Origin of the sequence: uncultured Desulfosarcina sp. (genome assembly GCF_963664155.2) — a bacterium.
Classification (GTDB): Bacteria; Desulfobacterota; Desulfobacteria; order Desulfobacterales; family Desulfosarcinaceae; genus Desulfosarcina.
The window spans coordinates 1,800,445-1,822,537 of record NZ_CAXXXH010000001.1 but is presented as its reverse complement, the minus strand read 5'-3'; the positions used below and the strand labels follow the sequence as shown (position 1 = coordinate 1,822,537).

The 22,093-nt window shown below is 52.5% G+C and carries 16 protein-coding genes; 13 read left to right on the top strand and 3 right to left on the bottom strand.

The features are described 5' to 3' along the window. Positions 1-241 precede the first annotated feature (241 nt). The 3 genes from cls (at position 242) to ACHZBS_RS08200 (ending at position 2,803) form a co-directional block, all read left to right on the top strand. Positions 242-1,678: a cardiolipin synthase gene (gene cls, locus ACHZBS_RS08210; RefSeq protein ID WP_319406012.1), complete on the top strand. Its 1,437-nt coding sequence runs from the start codon at positions 242-244 to the stop codon at positions 1,676-1,678. Positions 1,679-1,742: 64 nt separating this feature from the next. After that, entirely contained in the window at positions 1,743-2,099 is a 357-nt protein-coding gene (locus ACHZBS_RS08205; RefSeq protein ID WP_319406011.1) for a YkgJ family cysteine cluster protein, read from the top strand. Continuing rightward, complete coding sequence (locus ACHZBS_RS08200; protein WP_319406010.1) at positions 2,096-2,803, top strand: RluA family pseudouridine synthase; 708 nt, start codon at positions 2,096-2,098, stop codon at positions 2,801-2,803. The genes ACHZBS_RS08205 and ACHZBS_RS08200 overlap by 4 nt, the downstream gene beginning before the upstream one ends. Before the next feature lie 240 nt (positions 2,804-3,043). Here the strand turns inward: ACHZBS_RS08200 and ACHZBS_RS08195 are convergent, their stop codons facing one another. The 3 genes from ACHZBS_RS08195 to ACHZBS_RS08185 form a co-directional block, all read right to left on the bottom strand. Beyond that, positions 3,044-4,054: a patatin-like phospholipase family protein gene (locus tag ACHZBS_RS08195; RefSeq protein ID WP_319406009.1), complete on the bottom strand. Its 1,011-nt coding sequence runs from the start codon at positions 4,052-4,054 to the stop codon at positions 3,044-3,046. A gap of 191 nt (positions 4,055-4,245) precedes the next feature. Further along, positions 4,246-5,859: a GDSL-type esterase/lipase family protein gene (locus ACHZBS_RS08190; protein WP_319406008.1), complete on the bottom strand. Its 1,614-nt coding sequence runs from the start codon at positions 5,857-5,859 to the stop codon at positions 4,246-4,248. Positions 5,860-6,197: 338 nt separating this feature from the next. Then, entirely contained in the window at positions 6,198-11,318 is a 5,121-nt protein-coding gene (locus tag ACHZBS_RS08185; protein ID WP_319406007.1) for a malectin domain-containing carbohydrate-binding protein, read from the bottom strand. 780 nt (positions 11,319-12,098) lie between these two features. Here ACHZBS_RS08185 and ACHZBS_RS08180 point away from each other — a divergent pair. From ACHZBS_RS08180 to ACHZBS_RS08135, 10 genes are all read left to right on the top strand, one after another. Then, a complete protein-coding gene (locus tag ACHZBS_RS08180; protein ID WP_319406006.1) occupies positions 12,099-12,320 on the top strand; it encodes a hypothetical protein in 222 nt (73 codons plus the stop codon). A 395-nt stretch (positions 12,321-12,715) separates the two neighbouring features. Further along, entirely contained in the window at positions 12,716-14,272 is a 1,557-nt protein-coding gene (locus ACHZBS_RS08175; protein WP_319406005.1) for a LamG domain-containing protein, read from the top strand. A 702-nt stretch (positions 14,273-14,974) separates the two neighbouring features. After that, positions 14,975-15,748 carry a glucose-1-phosphate cytidylyltransferase gene (gene rfbF, locus ACHZBS_RS08170; protein WP_319406004.1) on the top strand — a complete coding sequence of 258 codons (774 nt, stop codon included), beginning with the start codon at positions 14,975-14,977 and terminating at the stop codon, positions 15,746-15,748. A gap of 120 nt (positions 15,749-15,868) precedes the next feature. Continuing rightward, complete coding sequence (locus tag ACHZBS_RS08165; protein ID WP_319406003.1) at positions 15,869-16,939, top strand: SDR family oxidoreductase; 1,071 nt, start codon at positions 15,869-15,871, stop codon at positions 16,937-16,939. Then, positions 16,940-18,178 carry a class I SAM-dependent methyltransferase gene (locus ACHZBS_RS08160; RefSeq protein WP_319406002.1) on the top strand — a complete coding sequence of 413 codons (1,239 nt, stop codon included), beginning with the start codon at positions 16,940-16,942 and terminating at the stop codon, positions 18,176-18,178. Then, on the top strand, positions 18,178-18,708 hold the full coding sequence (gene rfbC, locus ACHZBS_RS08155; RefSeq protein ID WP_319406001.1) for a dTDP-4-dehydrorhamnose 3,5-epimerase: 531 nt from the start codon (positions 18,178-18,180) through the stop codon (positions 18,706-18,708). The genes ACHZBS_RS08160 and rfbC overlap by 1 nt, the downstream gene beginning before the upstream one ends. A gap of 20 nt (positions 18,709-18,728) precedes the next feature. Next, complete coding sequence (locus tag ACHZBS_RS08150) at positions 18,729-20,051, top strand: DUF4910 domain-containing protein (RefSeq protein WP_319406000.1); 1,323 nt, start codon at positions 18,729-18,731, stop codon at positions 20,049-20,051. Positions 20,052-20,054: 3 nt separating this feature from the next. Further along, positions 20,055-20,780 (top strand): SDR family oxidoreductase, encoded by a 726-nt coding sequence (locus ACHZBS_RS08145; protein WP_319405999.1) that lies wholly within the window; start codon positions 20,055-20,057, stop codon positions 20,778-20,780. Between the two features lie 40 nt (positions 20,781-20,820). Beyond that, positions 20,821-21,612, top strand: a complete 792-nt coding sequence (locus ACHZBS_RS08140) for a sugar phosphate nucleotidyltransferase (RefSeq protein ID WP_319405998.1) — start codon at positions 20,821-20,823, stop codon at positions 21,610-21,612. 21 nt (positions 21,613-21,633) lie between these two features. Further along, entirely contained in the window at positions 21,634-21,948 is a 315-nt protein-coding gene (locus ACHZBS_RS08135) for an NAD-dependent epimerase/dehydratase family protein (RefSeq protein ID WP_319405997.1), read from the top strand. Positions 21,949-22,093 lie beyond the last annotated feature (145 nt).

Sequence of the window (22,093 nt, the reverse complement as noted above, 5' to 3'; positions counted from 1 at the left end):
AAATCGAGCAACCATCGGCCCGTCACTGGACAGATAAATACCGGCATTTTTCCGTTATCATTTCCAAAAGAAAAAAGTTGTGAATTGGAGAACAACATCCTTCTCCCTTCACATCCAACATAAGGGTCATTTCAGGGGTGTTGATTCTGCAGAATTGCCTTACAGACATTGTGTTCATGAAAATGGCCGATGCAGCGGCGGATGCGAACACCGACAACGCTTAATCCCTTAAGGTTATAAGATGCCTGCCGTACAGCTGGTTTTAGAGTATTGGATGCTGTTGATTCCCCTGGTGCTGCACATTACAGGTATCCTTTTTATCTTCGACGTCATCATGAACGGCCGGACCAGCCAGGGTACCATCGCCTGGGTGATGGCCCTGTTTTTCTTTCCCTACCTGGCCGTTTTTCTCTACCTCGTTTTCGGAGCCCGGCGTATTCAGCGTCATGCCGTCGCTCACCAGTCCGGCAGTACGGCCATCCACCACCTGGGAAGGGATCTCCGGATGGACCAGCGGCTCGCCTGCCTGATGGTGCGCGATACGCCCATCATCGATGTGTTAAGCGACATCTACCAGTTGCCGGTCATGGTCGGGAACCGCTGCACCCTGCTGATCAACGGTAAGGCCACATTCGATTCCATCCTGGAAGGGATCCGGTCTGCCCGCCGCCATGTGCTGATTCAGTTTTTTATCGTTCGCGACGGTGATCTGGCCGATCAGATCAAATCGGCCTTGATCGACCGGGTGAAGGCCGGTGTCCAGGTCTATTTTCTCCTGGATCAGATTGGCAGCGTAGGTCTTTCCCGATCCTACACCGATGCGTTGCGGGCTGCCGGCGTGAACGTCGGTATTTTCCGAATGGGTGGTGGAATGCTCAACCGGTTTCGGATCAATTTCCGCAATCACCGTAAACTCGTGGTTGTGGATGGCGCCATGAGCTGGGTCGGCGGTCACAACATCGGGGACGAATACCTGGACGGGGGCCGGCGTTTTGACCACTGGCGGGACACCCACGTTAAAATGGAAGGCCCGGTGACCCTGGCCGTACAGCTCTGCTTTGCCGAGGATTGGCACTGGGCCTGCGGAAAACTCCCCGAGATTCCTTGGGATCCACCGCCTTGTACCGGCGGCGAAGCCGTCCTGTGCATTCCCACGGGCCCGGGGGACCTGGTGGAGAGCTGTTCGCTAATGATGGTGCAAGCCATCAATCTGGCCGAACATCGATGCTGGATTCTGACTCCCTATTTCGTGCCGGATGTGGCCGTTATCAAGGCGTTGCAGCTGGCCGCCATGCGGGGAGTGGATGTGAGGATCCTGATTCCCGGCAATCCGGACAAGCGGGTTGTCTGGTGGGCCGCCCACACCTACCTGTTTGAAGTGGCCGTGGCCGGGGTCCGGATGTTCACCTACCGCAAAGGCTACATGCACCAGAAAGTATTTCTGGTGGATGACACCCTTGCCGGTGTGGGCACGGTTAATTTGGACAACCGCTCCCTGAGGATCAATTTCGAGATCACCATGGCTTTCACCGATCCCGATTTTATCCGCAAGGTGGAAAAGATGTGCCGCGACGATTTTGCCGCCTCCGATCCCCTGACCACCGACGACGTCTATCGCCGATCAATGGCTTTCCGCCTGGCTATACGGACGGCCCGGCTTTTCTCGCCGATATTGTGATATGGGTGCGCATGCCAAGCGCGAATGAAATGAACCCGGAAAAGTTGATTTTTAGCAACACCGGTTGGCAAATAAATACTCCAGAAATGTTTATGCGATGAAGAAAATTGGTCCCGGAGAGATGTGTAGAAAATGTGCCGATTGTTGCAAAAATTACCCTTTTGTCGAATTGTCTGAAACTGAAATCGACGGGTTGGAACAAGTATCACGGTTGCCTTTTGAGGTGTTTACCAACCCGAAAGGTAAAGCCATTGAGGAATACTTTTTAAAATTTAGAGAAAACGGACATTGTTTTTTTTTAGATGAAAATGACGATACCTATTCTTGCCGTGTATATGAATCCAGACCGGAAATTTGCAGGAATTTTCCATCAACGCCTGCACAGAAAGAAGCCTGTTCTGAAATTTGTAAAAAATTATGATAAAATCAAAAATAAAAATCAGAAATAGATATGTGCCTGCCGGTATCAAGATTCTTTATGAGGATCGGGACATCATCGTAATCGATAAGCGCTCGGGGCTTTTGAGCGTCAAAGCCAATTACGAAGCGGAAAACACGGCTCACCATTTGCTCACCAATTATGTTAGAAAAGGGAATCCAAAGGCAAAGGTCAACCTATTTGTGGTGCATCGGTTGGATCGCGAAACATCCGGAGTGTTAATCTTTGCTAAAAGTTTTGGAATTCGTGAGAAATTTGCCAGGCAATGGGAAAATATAGAAAAAAAATACATCGCCGTCGTCTATGGTCATCTGGCAGAAAAAAGTGGCATCATAGAGTCTTATCTTGCTGAAGATGATGATTACCGGATGCAATCGGTCAAGAATCCAAAGGATGGTGATTTTGCCAGAACAAAATACAAAGTAATAAAAGAATCCAAGAATTATAGTTTATTGGAAATCGACCTGTTGACCGGGAAAAAAAATCAGATTCGTGTTCACTTGTCAGAAAAGGGGCATCCTGTTGTCGGCGACAAAAAGTATAGAAAGGGCGCTAAAGGGCGTTTAGCGTTACATGCATTGTCGATCAGGTTCAACCATCCTTTTAATAATGAAGAAATGATATTCGAAACCAAAATTCCAGAATATTTTTTGACTTTTTTTGCGTTGCCGGGCCAAGCAACGTAGAATCAATTTAACTTTGACGGCAGCGTAAGAAGTCCGATATTTGCGTTTCGCTTTTTCCGTCGTCACTGCGGAGTACCGTAAGTACGCCTCATTCCTCGGGATTAGCAAGCCTTGATCTCGGGCTTTTTACGATAACGTCGGAAACGTGACGTTCTGCGAGTGCATTACCCTTACTTCACTCCGCCAGCAACTCATATGGCAGAATACTGTATTCGAAATTCGATGTTGGACGTTCGACGTTCATAGATAGTCTGTTTCAGGTTTCTGACCGGGTATCTCCAGCAGCGCCCTGATATCTTCCATCTTCTCCTTTACACCGATGTAGCCTTCTTCGATGGCCAGTTCCACCTGGTCGAAGTCCATCATGTTCAGGGCGCCCAACCGGGGCTGGACCAGGACGTCCGGCGGTTCCACGGCCAGGTTGATACGGGTGATGCGTTCCTGCATGATGTTGATGGAGGTCATGACGGTGTCGATGATATCGGGCATATTGGCATCGCGTCCGAGCAGTTCGTTGATTTTGTTTTTAAAATTGGTTTCCGCCGTTTCGTAGTAGTCGGTCAGCTTGGTCAGGAGCTCGCTTTTGAATTTGGGTCCTTCCGGCACTTGTTTTTCAACTTCATTTTTCTTCTGAGTTTTCATTCTTCGGGAGACGATGCCGCTGTTCAGGTCCACGGCGATCACCACGTCGGCTTCCGTGGCCCGGGCAACGCCTACCGGAATCGGATCCACGATCCCCCCGTCCACCAGCCAGCGACCCTTGACCCATGCGGGTGCGAAAAGGCCGGGCACGCTCATGGTCGCCCGCAGGGCCTGGAGCAGGTTGCCCGATTTCAGCACCACTTTTTCTCCCCGCTGCAGGTCGGTGGCTACCATCATCACCGGGATGTTCAGTTCCGAAAAACGCTTAACGGCGGTGTGCATGGAGAAGAGTTCGGCGACTTTCTTGGTGCCGTCCAGTAAGCCGGAGCGCGGGAAGACCACATCAAAGTAGGAGAAGACTTTTTTGCCGTCCATGCTCAGCACGAATTTCTTGAGGCTGGCCAGGCTGCCGCTGGCGTAGATGGCTCCCACGTAGGAGCCGACGCTGCACCCGGAGATGAAGTCGATGGGAATGCCTTCCTCCTCCAGGGCCTCGATGGCGCCGATGTGGGCCCAGCCCCGCGATGAGCCGCTGCCGAGAACCAGGGCGACGGTTTTGCGGGGGGGTGCGTTCAGCGGATCTGGTGTCTGAAGTGGGTTGGAATTCATTTACCGCTCCTGAAGGGGTGCATTTTTTATGTTACAATGGGCGGTCCCCGGGGTCAAACCAGAAATGGCAAAGGATGATTGATCGGCTTGGAAGGGCAGTGGCACCAATCGGGCAGGAAGCCAATCGCCAGTGGGGGGTGAATCCGGCAATGCCGTTCACTCCCCTGGCGGTGGGCGGCAGCATTTACGTCTCAGGGCAACGGATCAGCCCATTTATTAGCCATGAGTTGATAACCGCTATCGTTGGGATGTACGTCTCCTGTGTAAAGGGATGGCTGTCCATAGAAATCGGCGTAGAGATCCGGACCGAGAAAAATACTATCTCCAACGGTATCGGTGATTCCTATAATTTGGAGATTGTAATTTTGGATTAATGTGTCTCTGGTCGGATTCAGGTCCGGTGGATTAGTGGGTAATATTTTAGCGATCCACACCTTTTTACTATCCGTAACGATCGTGTTGGCTATGGTTGTAAGACTGCCTCCAAAGGCCGCAGGCGCGACACCGTCAAGGGAATCATTGGTGCCGATCAGCACCAGCACCTTGTTGGCGCCCGGGTGGCGATCCAGAATGGAATCGATTCTGTCCACTGCCTCCAAGGCCCTCTCCCCTTCGATACCTTCGTTAAAAACGATCTGGGGCCGGCCGGTTTCCGTTGTCAAGAGGTTGGCCAGACGGGCCTGGTACCCTTGGATGGAGACGATGCGTCCATCAGTGGAATCATTGTTCGAGTCGATTTCGTCGCCCACGCCATTGGTAATGCTATCGCCCAGCGTAACATAGTAGTCACCGCCGGTGCCCACCGTCGAATTGATGTCCACATCGGCTTCCGTGCCATCGGCGTACCGCAAAACAGCAGTAACCGTATGATTTCCATTCGGCACCCCGGTAAACGAGACGGAATAGACGTTGCCCGATATGGCCGAGGCCGGTTTGCTGACGCCATCCCGGCTGAACACCACGCTGCCCCCGGCGGGGGTGTTGAGCACCACGGCCTCGACGGACAGGGTTGTGCCGTCATCCGGCGTCAGGGCAATGGAATAGGCCAGGGGGGAAGAGATGGCCACCGTCGGCTGCAGGGGGTTCTCGGTGATGAGGACATTGTCGAACTGGGCTTGATCCTGACAGTACAGGGCAATGGTTCCCGAAGATATCGGATTGGTATCCTTGACGGCGAAAACCGGGTCCCCGTCGATCCAGACGATGATGGTGTCGCCGCTGACTTCGGCCGTCAGGGTCATCGCGTTACCGTCCACATAGCCAATTGAATTGACCGCCAAGGTTTCAAAAACATCGCCTTTGCGCTTCTCGAAACGGGTAAAGCCGAACTTGGCGCTCATCGATACGCGATAGTAGTTTTGCGGGTTTTGATAGCGGAACATGATGCCGACGTCATTGCCTTCACTGGTGGAGGAGGCAGGGTTGGGCAACGGGGTGACGTCCACGCTGAACCGGTAAGAGGCGGGCAGCGTGTAAACGGGCGGGTCGACAAGCACAACGAAAGCGCCGGTGTGATAGGAGGTGGTTCCTTGCAGCGCATTGTTCTCCAGGAAACTGCTCTGCAGCAGTTGACCATTTACCACCGCCCAACTGTCACCGTTCCCGGATTCATCATAATGCGTCCATCGAGAGCTCCAGTCGGCACCGTCGACAAAGGAATCTGAAAATATCGTTGCCGGCGTCGGGTAGACGGGTGAGGAGGCGGGTTCTTCCCCTCCACCTCCACCGCCGCCACCGCAGCCTGACAGGGTCAATATGATTAAAATACAGATAACGGCAGCGTTTACTATTTTTTGAGAATCCAATCCTCATCCTTATTTAAATGCAGATTTCAATGCTCAGGTATTCTGCGATATTTAATCATCAACCCCCTGACAGACGAATAAGAACAAATATCACGGATCTATAATGCTTTATTATGCAATTTGCAACATCCTGCTGTTAAAGGAGCCAAAAGCATCCTAACCGCGTCACGGTCGATGGCTCGGCTTCATTTTCTCCGGATGCTTGCGCTGCATCATGGCAAGCGCCCATTGGGCACCGATGAGGTTGTCTGGCTTATACCGATGCGAATGACGGCATTCATTTACCGGTATTTCCATTTAGCGCGCCAAACGATGCAACGGCATTCTGGTTTTCAGCTTTAAGGCAGCAGCCTTTGCCATTCATCGGCCATGGTTTGGAACCCGAGGTCGTTCGGGTGCAGCAAACCGCTGTACAGGTCCGGACGGTCGGTAAAAACCGTATAGAAATCGGGTCCCAGGAATGTTGCATCGGCACCAGAGGCGTTAGCGATACCCCTGATTTCGGTGTTGAATTGCCGAATTAACGTATTCCGGGTTGCATCCACGTTGGTGGGCAGGATTTCAGCGACCCACACCTCTCTGCCACTGTCTTGAATTTCTGTGGCAATCGCCGCCACATCGTTGCGAAAGTCGGTTACCGATGTAGGGCTGGCGGCAGAGTCGTTGGTACCGATGAGCACCAACACCTTATTCGCCCTGGGATGGCGTTGCATAATGGAAAACAGTCTGTCATCCAGTTCCCAGGCCCTGTCGCCTTCGATACCTTCGTTGAAAACAATCTGGGGCCGGCTGGTCGCCGTTGTCAGATCGTCGGCCAGTTGGGCCTGGAAACCCTGAATCGATACGATTCTTCCATCGGCCGAATCGTTGTTCGACGGGTCGAAATCACCCACGCCATTGGTAATGCTGTCGCCCAGCGTAACATAGTAGTCACCGCCGGTGCCCACCGTCGAATTGACGTCGCTGTCGGCTTCCGTGCCATCGGCGTACCGCAAAACAGCAGTAACCGTATGATTTCCATTCGGCACCCCGGTAAACGAGGCGGAATAGACGTTGCCCGATATGGCCGAGGCCGGTTTGCTGACGCCATCCAGGCTGAACGCCACGCTGCCGCCGGCGGGGGTGTTGAGCACCACGGCCTCGACGGACAAGGTCGTGCCGTCATCCGGCGTCAGGGCAATGGAATAGGCCAAAGGCGAGGAAATGGCCACCGTCGGTTGCAGGGGGGTCTCGGTGATGAGGACATTGTCGAACTGGGCTTTATCCTGACAGTACAGGGCGATGGTTCCCGAAGATATCGGATTGGGATCTTTGACGGCGAAAACCGGGTCCCCGTCGATCCAGACGATGATGGTGTCGCCGTTGACTTCGGCCGTCAGGGTCATCGGCTGATCATCGACATATCCGATTGCATTGACCGCCAAGGTTTCGAAACTACCACCGATACGCTTTTCGAAACGGGTGAAGCCGAACTTGGCACTCATCGACACGCGATAATAGTCATCAGGGCCTTGGTATCGAAACATGATGCCGATGTCATTGCCTTCACTGGGGTCGGCAGGGTTGGGCAATGGGGTGACGTCCACGCTGAACCGGTAATCGGAGGGAAAAGGACTGACCGGCGGATTATCAAGAACGACATAGGTTCCGGTGTGATAGGATGTGGATTGATCCAGCGCGTCACTTTCCAAGAACTCACTTTGAAGCAATTGACCACTGACAACACTCCAATCCATGGGGTTAGAGGTGTCGTTTTGAGGTGTCCATCGAGCACCCCAACCTGTACCATCAGAAAAGTCGTCCGCAATCGGCAGGGTCGACGGAATCGTAGAAAAAACCTCGATGGCGGAGATTTTGGGGTTTTCATCCATGATGTGTTGAAACAGGATGTTCAGCTGTCCGTCGGCTACCGTGACGGGGATGCTTTTGATCAAGGCCGCATAGAGGCCGACCTCGCTGAAAATATCCAGGTTGTCGATGACCAGCTGGTTTTCGATCAGGACATCGAAGACCCGCAGGCCGACGCCGCCGGCGCCGGAGAACAGTTCGGTGAAGTAAAGCCTGACGAGATAGTCCCCGTTGGGAACGGTGAAGCGGTATTCAAGCTCCGGGCTGACGGCTTTGTCATAGCGCTCGGTCTGATACAGCACGTCGTTGGTGGTTCCGCTGATGGGGTTGGCCGTGGATGCGGTCAAGCCGGTATTGAACCCGCTGTCGGCGGACCAGATGTTGCCGCTGCCGTCCGTGTACGCACCCCCGCCCGCATTGACACGGATGACCGGCAAGCCGGCAGTTGCCGTCGTGGAGACACTGACGGGACTGGACGGATCCGATTCGTTGAGGGCGTTGTCGTATGCCGTCACCGCATAGCTGTAGGTGGTGGACGGAGCCAGGCCGGTATCGGTAAACGCGGGAGTGGTCGATGTCCCGGCCAGTCCGCCGTTGCGGTAGATGCGGTAGCCCGCCAGTCCGGACCCGCCTGTGTCGGTCGATGGGTTCCAGGACAGGTTGATCTGGGTGGCGTCGGCCGCGCTTCCGGACAGGCCCGCGGGGACCGTCGGAGGAGTCGTGTCGTCCTGGCTGACCACCTCGATGGCGGAGATTTTGGGGTTTTCATCCATGATGTGTTGAAACAGGATGTTCAGCTGTCCGTCGGCTACCGTGACGGGGATGCTTTTGATCAAGGCCGCATAGAGGCCGACCTCGCTGAAAATATCCAGGTTGTCGATGACCAGCTGGTTTTCGATCAGGACATCGAAGACCCGCAGGCCGACGCCGCCGGCGCCGGAGAACAGTTCGGTGAAGTAAAGCCTGACGAGATAGTCCCCGTTGGGAACGGTGAAGCGGTATTCAAGCTCCGGGCTGACGGCTTTGTCATAGCGCTCGGTCTGATACAGCACGTCGTTGGTGGTTCCGCTGATGGGGTTGGCCGTGGATGCGGTCAAGCCGGTATTGAACCCGCTGTCGGCGGACCAGATGTTGCCGCTGCCGTCCGTGTACGCACCCCCGCCCGCATTGACACGGATGACCGGCAAGCCGGCAGTTGCCGTCGTGGAGACACTGACGGGACTGGACGGATCCGATTCGTTGAGGGCGTTGTCGTATGCCGTCACCGCATAGCTGTAGGTGGTGGACGGAGCCAGGCCGGTATCGGTAAACGCGGGAGTGGTCGATGTCCCGGCCAGTCCGCCGTTGCGGTAGATGCGGTAGCCCGCCAGTCCGGACCCGCCTGTGTCGGTCGATGGGTTCCAGGACAGGTTGATCTGGGTGGCGTCGGCCGCGCTTCCGGACAGGCCCGCGGGGACCGTCGGAGGAGTCGTGTCGTCCTGGCTGACCACCTCGATGGCGGAGATTTTGGGGTTTTCATCCATGATGTGTTGAAACAGGATGTTCAGCTGTCCGTCGGCTACCGTGACGGGGATGCTTTTGATCAAGGCCGCATAGAGGCCGACCTCGCTGAAAATATCCAGGTTGTCGATGACCAGCTGGTTTTCGATCAGGACATCGAAGACCCGCAGGCCGACGCCGCCGGCGCCGGAGAACAGTTCGGTGAAGTAAAGCCTGACGAGATAGTCCCCGTTGGGAACGGTGAAGCGGTATTCAAGCTCCGGGCTGACGGCTTTGTCATAGCGCTCGGTCTGATACAGCACGTCGTTGGTGGTTCCGCTGATGGGGTTGGCCGTGGATGCGGTCAAGCCGGTATTGAACCCGCTGTCGGCGGACCAGATGTTGCCGCTGCCGTCCGTGTACGCACCCCCGCCCGCATTGACACGGATGACCGGCAAGCCGGCAGTTGCCGTCGTGGAGACACTGACGGGACTGGACGGATCCGATTCGTTGAGGGCGTTGTCGTATGCCGTCACCGCATAGCTGTAGGTGGTGGACGGAGCCAGGCCGGTATCGGTAAACGCGGGAGTGGTCGATGTCCCGGCCAGTCCGCCGTTGCGGTAGATGCGGTAGCCCGCCAGTCCGGACCCGCCTGTGTCGGTCGATGGGTTCCAGGACAGGTTGATCTGGGTGGCGTCGGCCGCGCTTCCGGACAGGCCCGCGGGGACCGTCGGAGGAGTCGTGTCGGCAGTTGCCGTCGTGGAGACACTGACGGGACTGGACGGATCCGATTCGTTGAGGGCGTTGTCGTATGCCGTCACCGCATAGCTGTAGGTGGTGGACGGAGCCAGGCCGGTATCGGTAAACGCGGAAGTGGTCGATGTCCCGGCCAGTCCGCCGTTGCGGTAGATGCGGTAGCCCGCCAGTCCGGACCCGCCTGTGTCGGTCGATGGGTTCCAGGACAGGTTGATCTGGGTGGCGTCGGCTGCGCTTCCGGACAGGCCCGCGGGGACCGTCGGGGGAGTCGTGTCGGCAGTTGCCGTCGTGGAGACACTGACGGGACTGGACGGATCCGATTCGTTGAGGGCGTTGTCGTATGCCGTCACCGCATAGCTGTAGGTGGTGGACGGAGCCAGGCCGGTATCGGTAAACGCGGGAGTGGTCGATGTCCCGGCCAGTCCGCCGTTGCGGTAGATGCGGTAGCCCGCCAGTCCGGACCCGCCTGTGTCGGTCGATGGGTTCCAGGACAGGTTGATCTGGGTGGCGTCGGCCGCGCTTCCGGACAGGCCCGCGGGGACCGTCGGAGGAGTCGTGTCGGCAGTTGCCGTCGTGGAGACACTGACGGGACTGGACGGATCCGATTCGTTGAGGGCGTTGTCGTATGCCGTCACCGCATAGCTGTAGGTGGTGGACGGAGCCAGGCCGGTATCGGTAAACGCGGAAGTGGTCGATGTCCCGGCCAGTCCGCCGTTGCGGTAGATGCGGTAGCCCGCCAGTCCGGACCCGCCTGTGTCGGTCGATGGGTTCCAGGACAGGTTGATCTGGGTGGCGTCGGCCGCGCTTCCGGACAGGCCCGCGGGGACCGTCGGAGGAGTCGTGTCGTCCTGGCTGACCACCTCGATGGCGGAGATTTTGGGGTTTTCATCCATGATGTGTTGAAACAGGATGTTCAGCTGTCCGTCGGCTACCGTGACGGGGATGCTTTTGATCAAGGCCGCATAGAGGCCGACCTCGCTGAAAATATCCAGGTTGTCGATGACCAGCTGGTTTTCGATCAGGACATCGAAGACCCGCAGGCCGACGCCGCCGGCGCCGGAGAACAGCTCGGTGAAGTAAAGCCTGACGAGATAGTCCCCGTTGGGAACGGTGAAGCGGTATTCAAGCTCCGGGCTGACGGCTTTGTCATAGCGCTCGGTCTGATACAGCACGTCGTCGGTGGTTCCGCTGATGGGGTTGGCCGTGGATGCGGTCAAGCCGGTATTGAACCCGCTGTCGGCGGACCAGATGTTGCCGCTGCCGTCCGTGTACGCACCCCCGCCCGCATTGACACGGATATCTGCAACTGCCGAGTGGATATTTATGCCTGACAGGAGGATCACCATACCGATAAAGAAAGCAGCATTTTTTTTCATTTGAATCCATTTCGAAAAAGCCAAGGCAAGCATTAACAAAGGCTGTTGAAAAACATTTGTGGTTGGTTACCCAGCGCAGGCATTTGGCGCAGGGTGATCATCAATCGCCCATACGCACCGAATTTTGCCCTGCCCTGCCTGCGCCAATGAGGCCCTTGAACAACTCGGTTAAGAAAATATATGGATGCGGTGAAGTGGCTTTTCTTTGTAGTTCAGATTAGATAACATTTGCGGTCAGAGTCGATCAGTCAAATGGCGTGACATAAAAGACCCTTCTCCGGGTTGGTATCCAATGCGCCAAATGCACCACACGAAAAGAGAGCCCGGCCCTTAACCCTGGGGCTGTTTTTTCGTTCTCAATTCATTCGTGTCCTTGATCGATGTTGCCGACGCATCCGGTCAGCGCAGCGGCAACTATATAATTTACCGTTTCATAATTCGTAAATTAATAAGCAAAAAATGTACCCATGAAGTAGAAATGCCATTAATATTCTGAATTATATACTTATTCATCATAAATTGCTGTCGACGACCTTTTGGGCTTGTGAAAATAATGTGCCTTTTTTTGGGAATTCAATTCCTCAAATTAAAGGAAACCATGAAAAAGAGATCCCAAACGGCATGGGGGGCGGTCAGGTGTGAAAGCGGTGACCCATAAAATGGGAAATTATGTAATTTGTTTCCACTTTTTGCACACCGGTCCAGTTGTGTTTCGCAGGGCGCCTGCCTTAGAAACAAGAAAAATGAACAGGAAAATGCAGGAGCTATTTCGAGTGCGCGATGCTTTATTTAGGAAAATTGACTCTTCATTATCAACCGGGTTGGAAGCCCCGCACCATGCCGGCGGACATGATTGTTGACACCGTCAAGGTGGTTGCGTTATTTGGTATCTGGGCGCAGGCTGTTAATGGTGACGCCGGTCGGCATGAGATCCAACAGATGGTTGCAGCCATTAACAACACCCCGTCCAGATTGGGAAAAAGTGTTGGGGGGAGGTATTGACCCCTTGTCACCGATAAGGTCTTCGATCAATTATTTTGACCAGTCCACCTCTGTTCGAATCCAGTCATTCGATTGATAAGAAAAGAAATTTGTGACTTTTAGCGCTCGCGTCCGCCCTGAAAAACCGTTCCGGCCGGCAGGTTGAATTGCCCGGGTGTTGATGGACACGTAAAGAGGCGGCGGGGTAAAAATTACACCATGGATGCCCTGCCTGGTACGTTGCTTGCCTATGGGGTTTTATGATGCTCACAACGATGAAAGCGGCAAATCATTTCCTTCCGGAAGTTACTCCGGCCATATATCCGGAAGGTGGCGGTCACCTCAGAACTGAATCGTTTGGAAACATAGCGGTTATCTTTAACGGTAGTTGAAACTTTTAAAACAAAGGATGGTAGATGATGAAAAAAGCGAAAACGACTATTTTCAGTTTCATCGTGATGACAGTTGTGGGGTTTTCTTTTGTTATGACGAGTGCAAGCTTCGCCGCCTGTCCGGCTGACATCGCCGCCTATTGGAAGCTGGACGAAGCGGCCGGCCCGACCTATGCGGATTTCATCGGCGACAACGATGGTACGGGCGCCGTCGATCCTGACGCCGCCACCGGCAAGGTCAACGGGGCCCAGAGTTTCAACGGCTCGACCATGTCGATCAGTGTGCCGGCCAGCAAAACCTTCAACTGGCTCAGCACCGACAGTTTTACCATGGAATTCTGGGTAAAGGTGACCGGCGGTATTCCGGCCAACAACAAGGGCTTGCTTTCCCGAAGCGGCGGCGGCCTATTCTGGTTTGCCGGCCTCGAAAGTGTTAATGGTCATGTTACCTTTGAGTTGAACGACACCGGTGCAGACAGTTCTACGCTTGAAGGAAGCACCGACATTGCAACCGTCAGCGGATGGCACCATGTGGCGATCGTCCGTGACGAATCAACTGATACCACCCACCTGTATGTCGACGGTAATCTTGAGGACAGCGAAATGGTCAATTTTGGCGCCGGATTTTCATCAGAGACGACAGCGCTCAACATCGGCCGGATCGAAGGGTTTGCCAACTCCTGGTTCAACGGGTTGATCGACGAGGTCGCCATTTACGACCGGGCCCTGCCCGAAAGTGAAATCGATGCCCATGTCGCCGCCGGTACGGACTATTGCGGCGGCAGCGCTGCACCCACCGATGAGGCGATCTTTGCACCCTACCCCGATAACACCATCTCCTTGTGGCCGCTGGACGAAGCGGGCGGAAGCACCTACGTGGACGCATTCGACGACAACGACGGTACGGGTGCTGTCGATCCTGACGCCGTTGCCGGCAAGGTCGACGGGGCCCAGAGTTTCAACGGCTCGACCATGTCGATCAGTGTGCCGGCCAGCAAAACCTTCAACTGGCTCAGCACCGACAGTTTTACCATGGAATTCTGGGTAAAGGTGACCGGCGGTATTCCGGCCAACAACAAGGGCTTGCTTTCCCGAAGCGGCGGCGGCCTATTCTGGTTTGCCGGCCTCGAAAGTGTTAATGGTCATGTTACCTTTGAGTTGAACGACACCGGTGCAGACAGTTCTACGCTTGAAGGAAGCACCGACATTGCAACCGTCAGCGGATGGCACCATGTGGCGATCGTCCGTGACGAATCAACTGATACCACCCACCTGTATGTCGACGGTAATCTTGAGGACAGCGAAATGGTCAATTTTGGCGCCGGATTTTCATCAGAGACGACAGCGCTCAACATCGGCCGGATCGAAGGGTTTGCCAACTCCTGGTTCAACGGGTTGATCGACGAGGTCGCCATTTACGACCGGGCCCTGCCCGAAAGTGAAATCGATGCCCATGTCGCCGCCGGGTTGGACGGAGACAGCGTCACCTCGCTGAGATCCTCAGCGCCCACGACGCCTCCTGCGGCTGGTGGCGGTGGTGGTGGTGGCGGCGGTGGTTGTTTTATCGACTCCTTATTCTAAAATTGTTTAAAATTTAAAATAACATATAATTTTTAAAACCATGGGGGCGGAGAACCTTCTCCGCCCCCATGGACCGTAAGCCTTCTTGCACCTGAAATGATCAGCCCATTCACCCACCGGTGACAACCCGGTGTGGCACGCATCATTGTCGTCCTTTCCCTGACGAATTTCACTGGCTTGTTATCATTGCGATTTCTGTAACGTCCGGGTTTCGGGAAAACAAAGACAGTTTTCCCACCAATGCTTGAATGTTGCCTCAAGGGACCTGCGCGCATTCACGGTACCGCTAAAAATTCAAAGAATTCTGTTGATTGAGGAAATAAAACAAAAATCTGCATGCTTTTTGCTTAACCCATTCCCATTGAAAAATAGTCAGGTCGGCTTTCTGGTTTCGCGGAGACTGCCGATACTGAATATAGTGAATCCTGGAATGGTTGGGCGATTAAGGCGGAAATCGATCAAACGTGTTGATCCCATATCGATTACCGATTATAGTAAATCCCTTGATTAGCAAGGTGTTAGCTAAAAGATGGCGCACCGGCCCGACACCATCCGGGGCCTTGACAGCTCATAGGTGCGGTTTCAACCAATAAAGGCGGCGGCATTCCGGCTGCCGTAAATTAACCGACGACTCGGTATCTTTTGTAACCGAGGGAGCGGAGCTATGTATTCACCGTTCACCTTTTTTGGAAGCGAGGTATCATGAAAGCGATCATTTTAGCAGGCGGATTCGGAACGCGGCTGTCCGAAGAAACGGGCGTCCGGCCCAAACCGATGGTGGAGATCGGTGACCGACCGATCCTGTGGCATATCATGAAAACCTACTCCGCCCATGGAGTCGACGATTTCATCATTTGTCTGGGGTACAAGGGCCACATGATAAAGGAATATTTTGCCAAATATTCTCTCCACCGCTCGGACGTTACCTTTGACCTGCGCAACAACGACATGCAGATCCACCAGAACGACACCGAACCGTGGAAAGTCACGCTGGTGGATACCGGCGAAAGTTCAATGACCGGCGGCCGTTTGAAACGGGTCGAAAAATACATTGGCAATGAAACCTTCTGCCTGACATACGGGGACGGTGTGTCGGATCTCAACATCACCGAATTGGTCGATTTTCATAAACGCCAAAAAACCCTGGCCACCCTGACTGCCGTCAAACCGCCGGGCCGCTTCGGCGCGTTCAACCTGGACAAGGACCAGATGCAAATCCTTTCATTTAAAGAAAAGCCGCGCGGGGACGGGGCCTGGATCAACGGCGGGTTTTTCGTATTGGAGCCCGAGGTGTTCGATTATATCGAAAGTGATTCGACCGTCTGGGAACGCGAACCCATGGAGAAACTGGCAAAAGACGGAATGCTCTCCGCCTACCGGCATTATGGATTCTGGCAAAACATGGATACGCTGCGGGACAAAATGTATTTAGAGGAGTTGTGGAAATCTCCCAATCCCGCATGGAAGATTTGGTAACGCCTGAGCCACGACAGCGAGTGCGCGCATAGTCAACGGCGGGGTTCAAGAGCGGGCAGAAAATCGATTGATTATCCTTTCGGCGATCCACAGAATAAAACTATATACAGGGGAGCACCTATGAAAATTTTGATTACGGGGAACATGGGGTATGTTGGACCGTGTCTGGTTCGACATTTGAGGAACCGATACCCGGATGCCGTTTTGGTTGGTCTGGATATGGGCTATTTCGCCAATTGTTTAACTGCCGAGACCATGCTCCCGGAATGCCGGGTCGACTTGCAATTTTTTTCAGACATGAGACATCTGCCGGCCGAATCATTGAAGGATGTCGACGCGGTGGTTCACCTGGCGGCCATCTCCAATGACCCGATGGGCAACACATTTGAGGATGTCACCTACGATATTAACTTCCATTCCAGTGTCGAACTGGCCCGGCAGGCAAAGGCGGCAGGCGCTAAAGCATTCGTTTATGCCTCAAGCTGCAGTATGTACGGGTCTGCCGAAGACAGCGCGAGAGATGAAAATTCCCCGCTAAACCCGCTGACCGCCTATGCCAAATCAAAGGTATCCAGTGAGATCGGGCTGAAACCATTGAGCGATGACGCCTTTAAGATTACCAGCCTCAGGTTCTCGACCGCATGCGGCATGAGCGAAAGATTAAGATTGGATCTGGTATTGAACGATTTCGTCGCCGGCGCCGTGGCTTCCAAAAAAATTACGATCTTGAGTGACGGGAGCCCATGGCGGCCGTTGATAAATATCAACGATATGGCCAGGGCAATTGATTGGGCGCTATTCAGAGAACCGGCCAACGGTGGAAACTTCCTGGCGGTCAATGTTGGAAGCGATGAGTGGAATTATCAAGTCAAAGACCTTGCTGAAGCGGTGGCGAAGGTTATTCCCGAGGTGGAAATTTCCATCAACGCGGACGCGCAACCGGACAAGCGATCCTATCGCGTGAATTTCGATCTTTTTAAAACGTTGGCCCCGGACCATCAACCCCAGGTCGATGTCATAACCACCGTTAAAGCGTTGAAGCACGGTTTGGAAACAATGGGGTTCAAGGACTCGAATTTCCGTCAGTCCCGATTTATGCGGCTGCGCGTACTGACCGATCTGCGGGATACGGGTTTACTCAACGACCGTCTCGAATGGACACATAAAATAAAAAAACAGGGTGGATTCTAAATGGTAAGCGCAACTAAAGACTGCCGATTCTGCGGCCAGACATTGAACTACACCTTTGCCGATCTGGGGGCATCCCCGCTGGCAAATTCGTATCTCAAGGAAGAACAGCTTTTAGGCATGGAGCCCTTTTTCCCTCTGCATGTTTATGTGTGCGACAACTGTCATCTCGTCCAGCTGCCTGAATTCCAGAGCCCGGAAACGATCTTTGACGACTATGCCTATTTTTCGTCCTACTCGGATTCATGGCTTAAGCACGCGAAAGATTATACCGAGTCAATGATTGAGCGGTTCGGATTTGATTCGGAGAGCGCCATTGTGGAAATTGCCAGCAATGACGGCTATCTCCTTCAGTATTTCAAGGAAAAGGGGATACCGGTTTTAGGCATTGAACCGGCAAAAAATGTGGCCAAAGCCGCTCAAATAAAGGGGATCCCGACGATCTCCAGGTATTTTGGCGTTGAGACCGCAACCCTCCTTGCTTCGGAAGGAAAACATGCCGACCTCCTGATTGGCAACAATGTATTGGCGCATGTCCCAAATCTCAATGATTTTGTAAAAGGGATGAAAATACTTCTGAAGCCCGATGGTATCATCACCATGGAGTTCCCGCATTTAATGCGCTTAATGGACGAGAACCAGTTTGATACGATCTATCACGAGCATTTTTCATATTTTTCATTCATGACCGTTAAAAAAATCTTTGCTGAACATGGCCTGGCCATCTTTGACGTGGAAGAACTGCCTACGCATGGCGGATCGTTAAGGATTTATGCCGGCCACCGTTCAGATCGATCCAAACCCATGAACCGGGGGGTCACGGATCTTTTGAACAAAGAACAGGCTGCCAGGTTTGACACCCTGGAGCACTATTTGTCGTTCAATACCAAAGTAAAGGCCATCAAGCAGGATATTTTGACCTTTATGATTCAGGCCAAAAAAGAAGGGAAGTCCATTGCCGGCTATGGGGCGCCGGCCAAAGGGAACACCCTTTTGAATTACTGCGGTATTCGAACCGATTTCATCGATTACACCGTTGATCGAAGCCCCCACAAACAGGGCCTGTTCCTGCCGGGGACGCATATCCCGATTTATCACCCCGACAAAATAAATGAAACCAGACCGGATTACTTGATGATTCTCCCGTGGAATCTGAAAGATGAAATCATGGCGCAGATGGCGCACATAGGTGACTGGGGCGGTAAGTTTTTGGTGTTGATTCCAAAAATAGGCATATGTTGATGATCTTTTTGGAAACAAAACTAAAAGGGGCTTTTATCATTGAATTAGAGGCGCTTCGCGATGAACGGGGCTTTTTTGCACGGACCTGGTGCAAGCGCGAATTTGAGGCGCATGGGCTTGATCCGAATCTGGTTCAATGCAACCTGTCCGTTAATATCAAGCGGGGAACCCTGCGGGGCATGCACCACCAGAAGGCCCCTCACGAAGAAGCAAAATTGGTGCGGTGCACGGCTGGCGCTATTTATGATGTAATTATCGATGTAAGGCCGGACTCTCCAACGTTCAAGCAGTGGCTGTCGATTGAGCTGTCTGCCGAAAACAGAAAAATGCTTTTCATACCGAAAGGGTTCAGCCATGGGTTTTTAACCGTGGCGGACAATACCGAAGTCTTCTACCAGATGTCGGATTTTTATGATCCTGCATGTGCCACCGGGATCAGGTGGAATGACCCTGCCTTTAAGATCGGTTGGCCTGAAGAAATAAAAATCATATCCGAAAAAGACATGCACTATCCTGATTTCAGGGAATAAGCCGGTTACGGTAAAAAAACATGAAAGAAAGATATTGTCTAGAGGGTGACGCGTTGGCGCAGGCGGGCAAAGACATGCATCGGCTGATGGGTGAATTGTATCCGATTTGTCGAAGCATTACGGGCGATGGTGTTCGAAAGACGCTGGACATCCTGAGTAAAACGATTCCGATCGATGTGAAAGAGGTGGCTTCAGGGATTGACGTCTTCGATTGGACCATCCCGAAGGAATGGAATATAAAGGATGCATACGTAAAAGACCCAAAAGGCAATAAAATAATAGACATAAACGCATCGACCCTGCACATTTTAAATTACAGCGTACCCATTCATAAGACGGTTGGCCTATCTGAATTGAAGAGGCATCTTTTTTCCTTGCCGGAGCATCCCGCGTGGATCCCCTACAGGACTTCCTACTACAATGAAACCTGGGGCTTTTGCACCAGCCACAATCAATTGGAGGCGCTTGAACCCGGCGATTACGAGGTCTACATCGATGCTTCCCTGAAAGAAGGTTTCCTGACATACGGTGAGTGTTACATCAAGGGGGAAACCTCGGATGAAGTCCTGATATCGACTCACATATGTCACCCTTCCCTTTGCAATGACAATCTATCCGGCGTTGTTTTAGCAAACTTTTTGGCGGGCTTTTTATCCCGAACGTCTTTAAAATACTCCTACCGGTTTTTATTTATCCCCGGCACGATCGGTTCGATTACCTGGCTTTACTATAATGAAACGAATCTTTCACATATAAAACATGGGTTCGTTATCACCTGTGCGGGCGATTCGGGAAGATTCACCTACAAAAAAACACGTCGAGGGAATTCAGCAATCGATCGGGTCTTTTCCCAAGCACTGAGAGATTCAAAGAGAGATTTCGATATTATCGATTTCTTCCCTTATGGATATGACGAACGGCAGTATTGCTCGCCTGGATTCAATCTGCCGGTCGGCTGTTTTATGAGAACACCCCACGGGCAATTCCCGGAATATCACACATCGGGCGACAACCTCGATTTCGTCACGCCGACAGACCTCGCTGATTCTTTTTCAATGCTTCTGGCGGTCTGTAATATTTTGGAAAACGACACCACGTACCTGAATCAAAATCCAAAATGCGAACCGCAATTAGGGAAAAGAGGGCTTTACAAAAAAATTGGGGGCCAGGATGACAGCGGGTCCTTTCAGCTGGCCATGCTATGGGTCCTCAACTTGTCTGATGGCACGCATTCTTTGTTGGATATATCGGAACGATCTCAAATGACATTCGATTTGATAAAGGATGCCGCCACCGTGTTGGCGGAAAATGGCCTGTTGAAAGAATTGGCTGGGAAATACTGATCCATGAGCGAATTAAAAAATAAAATAGCGGTCGTCACCGGCGCCAGCAGCGGCATCGGCAAGGCCATTGCGCTGGGTCTTGCAAAAAAGGGGGTTGCGACCTTCCTTCTGGGGCGAAACCTGAAAGCTTTGCAGCAGGTTGCCGAGATTGCCCGCCAGACATCCGCCCGGTCTCAGTTCTTTGCCGTCGACCTGGCTTCAGTCCAGGAAATTAGGAAAATTGCGGATAGCTTGAAAAAGGAAGCTGCCTGTATCGACATCCTCATCCACAGCGCAGGGATCATTGCCTTCGGCCCGCATGAGTCGGCTTCCCTGGAGGATTTCGACAGGCAGTTTCAAATTAATGTCCGGGCCCCTTATGCCCTGACGCAGTGTCTATTGCCGTTGGTTAAGGACTGCCGGGGACAAGTGGTTTTCATCAACTCGAGCGCAGGCTTGAATGCCGGCGCAAAAGTGGGACAATATGCAGCCACCAAATTTGCCCTAAAAGCGATTGCTGATAGTTTTCGCCTGGAAATTAATTCAGATGGTGTGCGCGTATTAAGTGTGTATCCAGGCCGAACAGCCAGTCCAATGCAGGCGGCTATTTTTAAAATGGAGGGAAGAGAATATCACCCTGAACTCCTCATGCAACCAGAAGATGTCGCCGACGTCATTCTGAATGCACTCACGATACCCCGTAGTGCCGAGGTCACTGAAATCAGTGTCAGACCGTTCATCAAACCATAGTGCTTCGTCAACGCCATTAAAACAAAAAAGAGTAGGGATAGTGCCTGCAGCTGGAGAAGCGTCTCGTATGTCGCCTTTACCTCTCAGCAAAGAACTTTTCCCGATTGGGTTCTATCAGCAGGCCGGCGAGAACCGCCTGCATCCCAAACCGGTTTGTTTAAACCTTTTGGAAAAAATGCGGATGGCTGACGTCACTGAAGCATATGTTGTGTTGCGCAAAGGCAAGTGGGATATTCCGGCCTATTTAGGTGACGGCAAAAGCCTTAACATGAATATTGGTTACTTGATTATGGATTTGCCTTATGGGGTGCCATTTACACTGGATCAGGCCTTTCCGTTTATACAAGACACGACTGTCGTTTTCGGGTTTCCTGATACCATTTTCCAGCCCGATGATGCCTTTTTGAGACTACTCGTTAAGCAAGCTGAATGCAATGCTGACGTCGTCTTGGGGCTCTTCCCTGCAGAAAATCCACATAAAATGGATATGGTTGCCTTAAATGAAAGTGGCAATGTGAGTTGCATTCAGATCAAGCCAACTCAAACGAGTTTAAAATATACCTGGATCATTGCGGTTTGGAACTATGCCTTTACCTGTTACCTGCATAAATTTGTCAATCGTCATCGTCAAGCCTTATCGCTTGAAAAAAACGACCGGAGTCAACGATATGCTAACGAGATATATATTAGCGATGTCGTTCAATCTGCTTTGAATTCTGGTTATAAAATTGAGAACGTCGTTTTTAACGATGGCGATTACATTGATATCGGCACGCCTGAAGATATGGTTCGTGCAACCAAGGTTCACCTGGATCAACATCGCCTGGATTAACCTAAATATAGGAAAAGGACAGTGATCGACCAGAAAAGAATCCTCGTGACAGGTGGTGCAGGCTTCATCGGCTCACATTTGTGCGGCGATTTAATTATAGAAGGAAAAGATCTTTTATGTGCCGGCAATCTAAACACGGGAAGAAAGCACCCAAACGATGGCGGGATGGTTTCCAATTTTATTATTCAGGCTCCGCAGGGCAAGCCGATCACCATTTATGGTGATGACTCACAAACGCGGTCTTTTTGCTACATGGGCGATCTGATCGAAGCGATAACACGTTTAATGGCGACCGCCCAAAATGTCACCGGTCCCATGAACATATCAATAGTTTGACCAGCTATTGTCTCAAGTCGGCCGAAAACCAGTCTGCCTGAATCCAATCCCAAAGCCAAAGGCTGTCAAGGTTCAAGCCATCCATTTGCAACGTTCTCTTTAACGCATCTTATTGTGAAACGAAATTAATAGTATCCGAATGGAA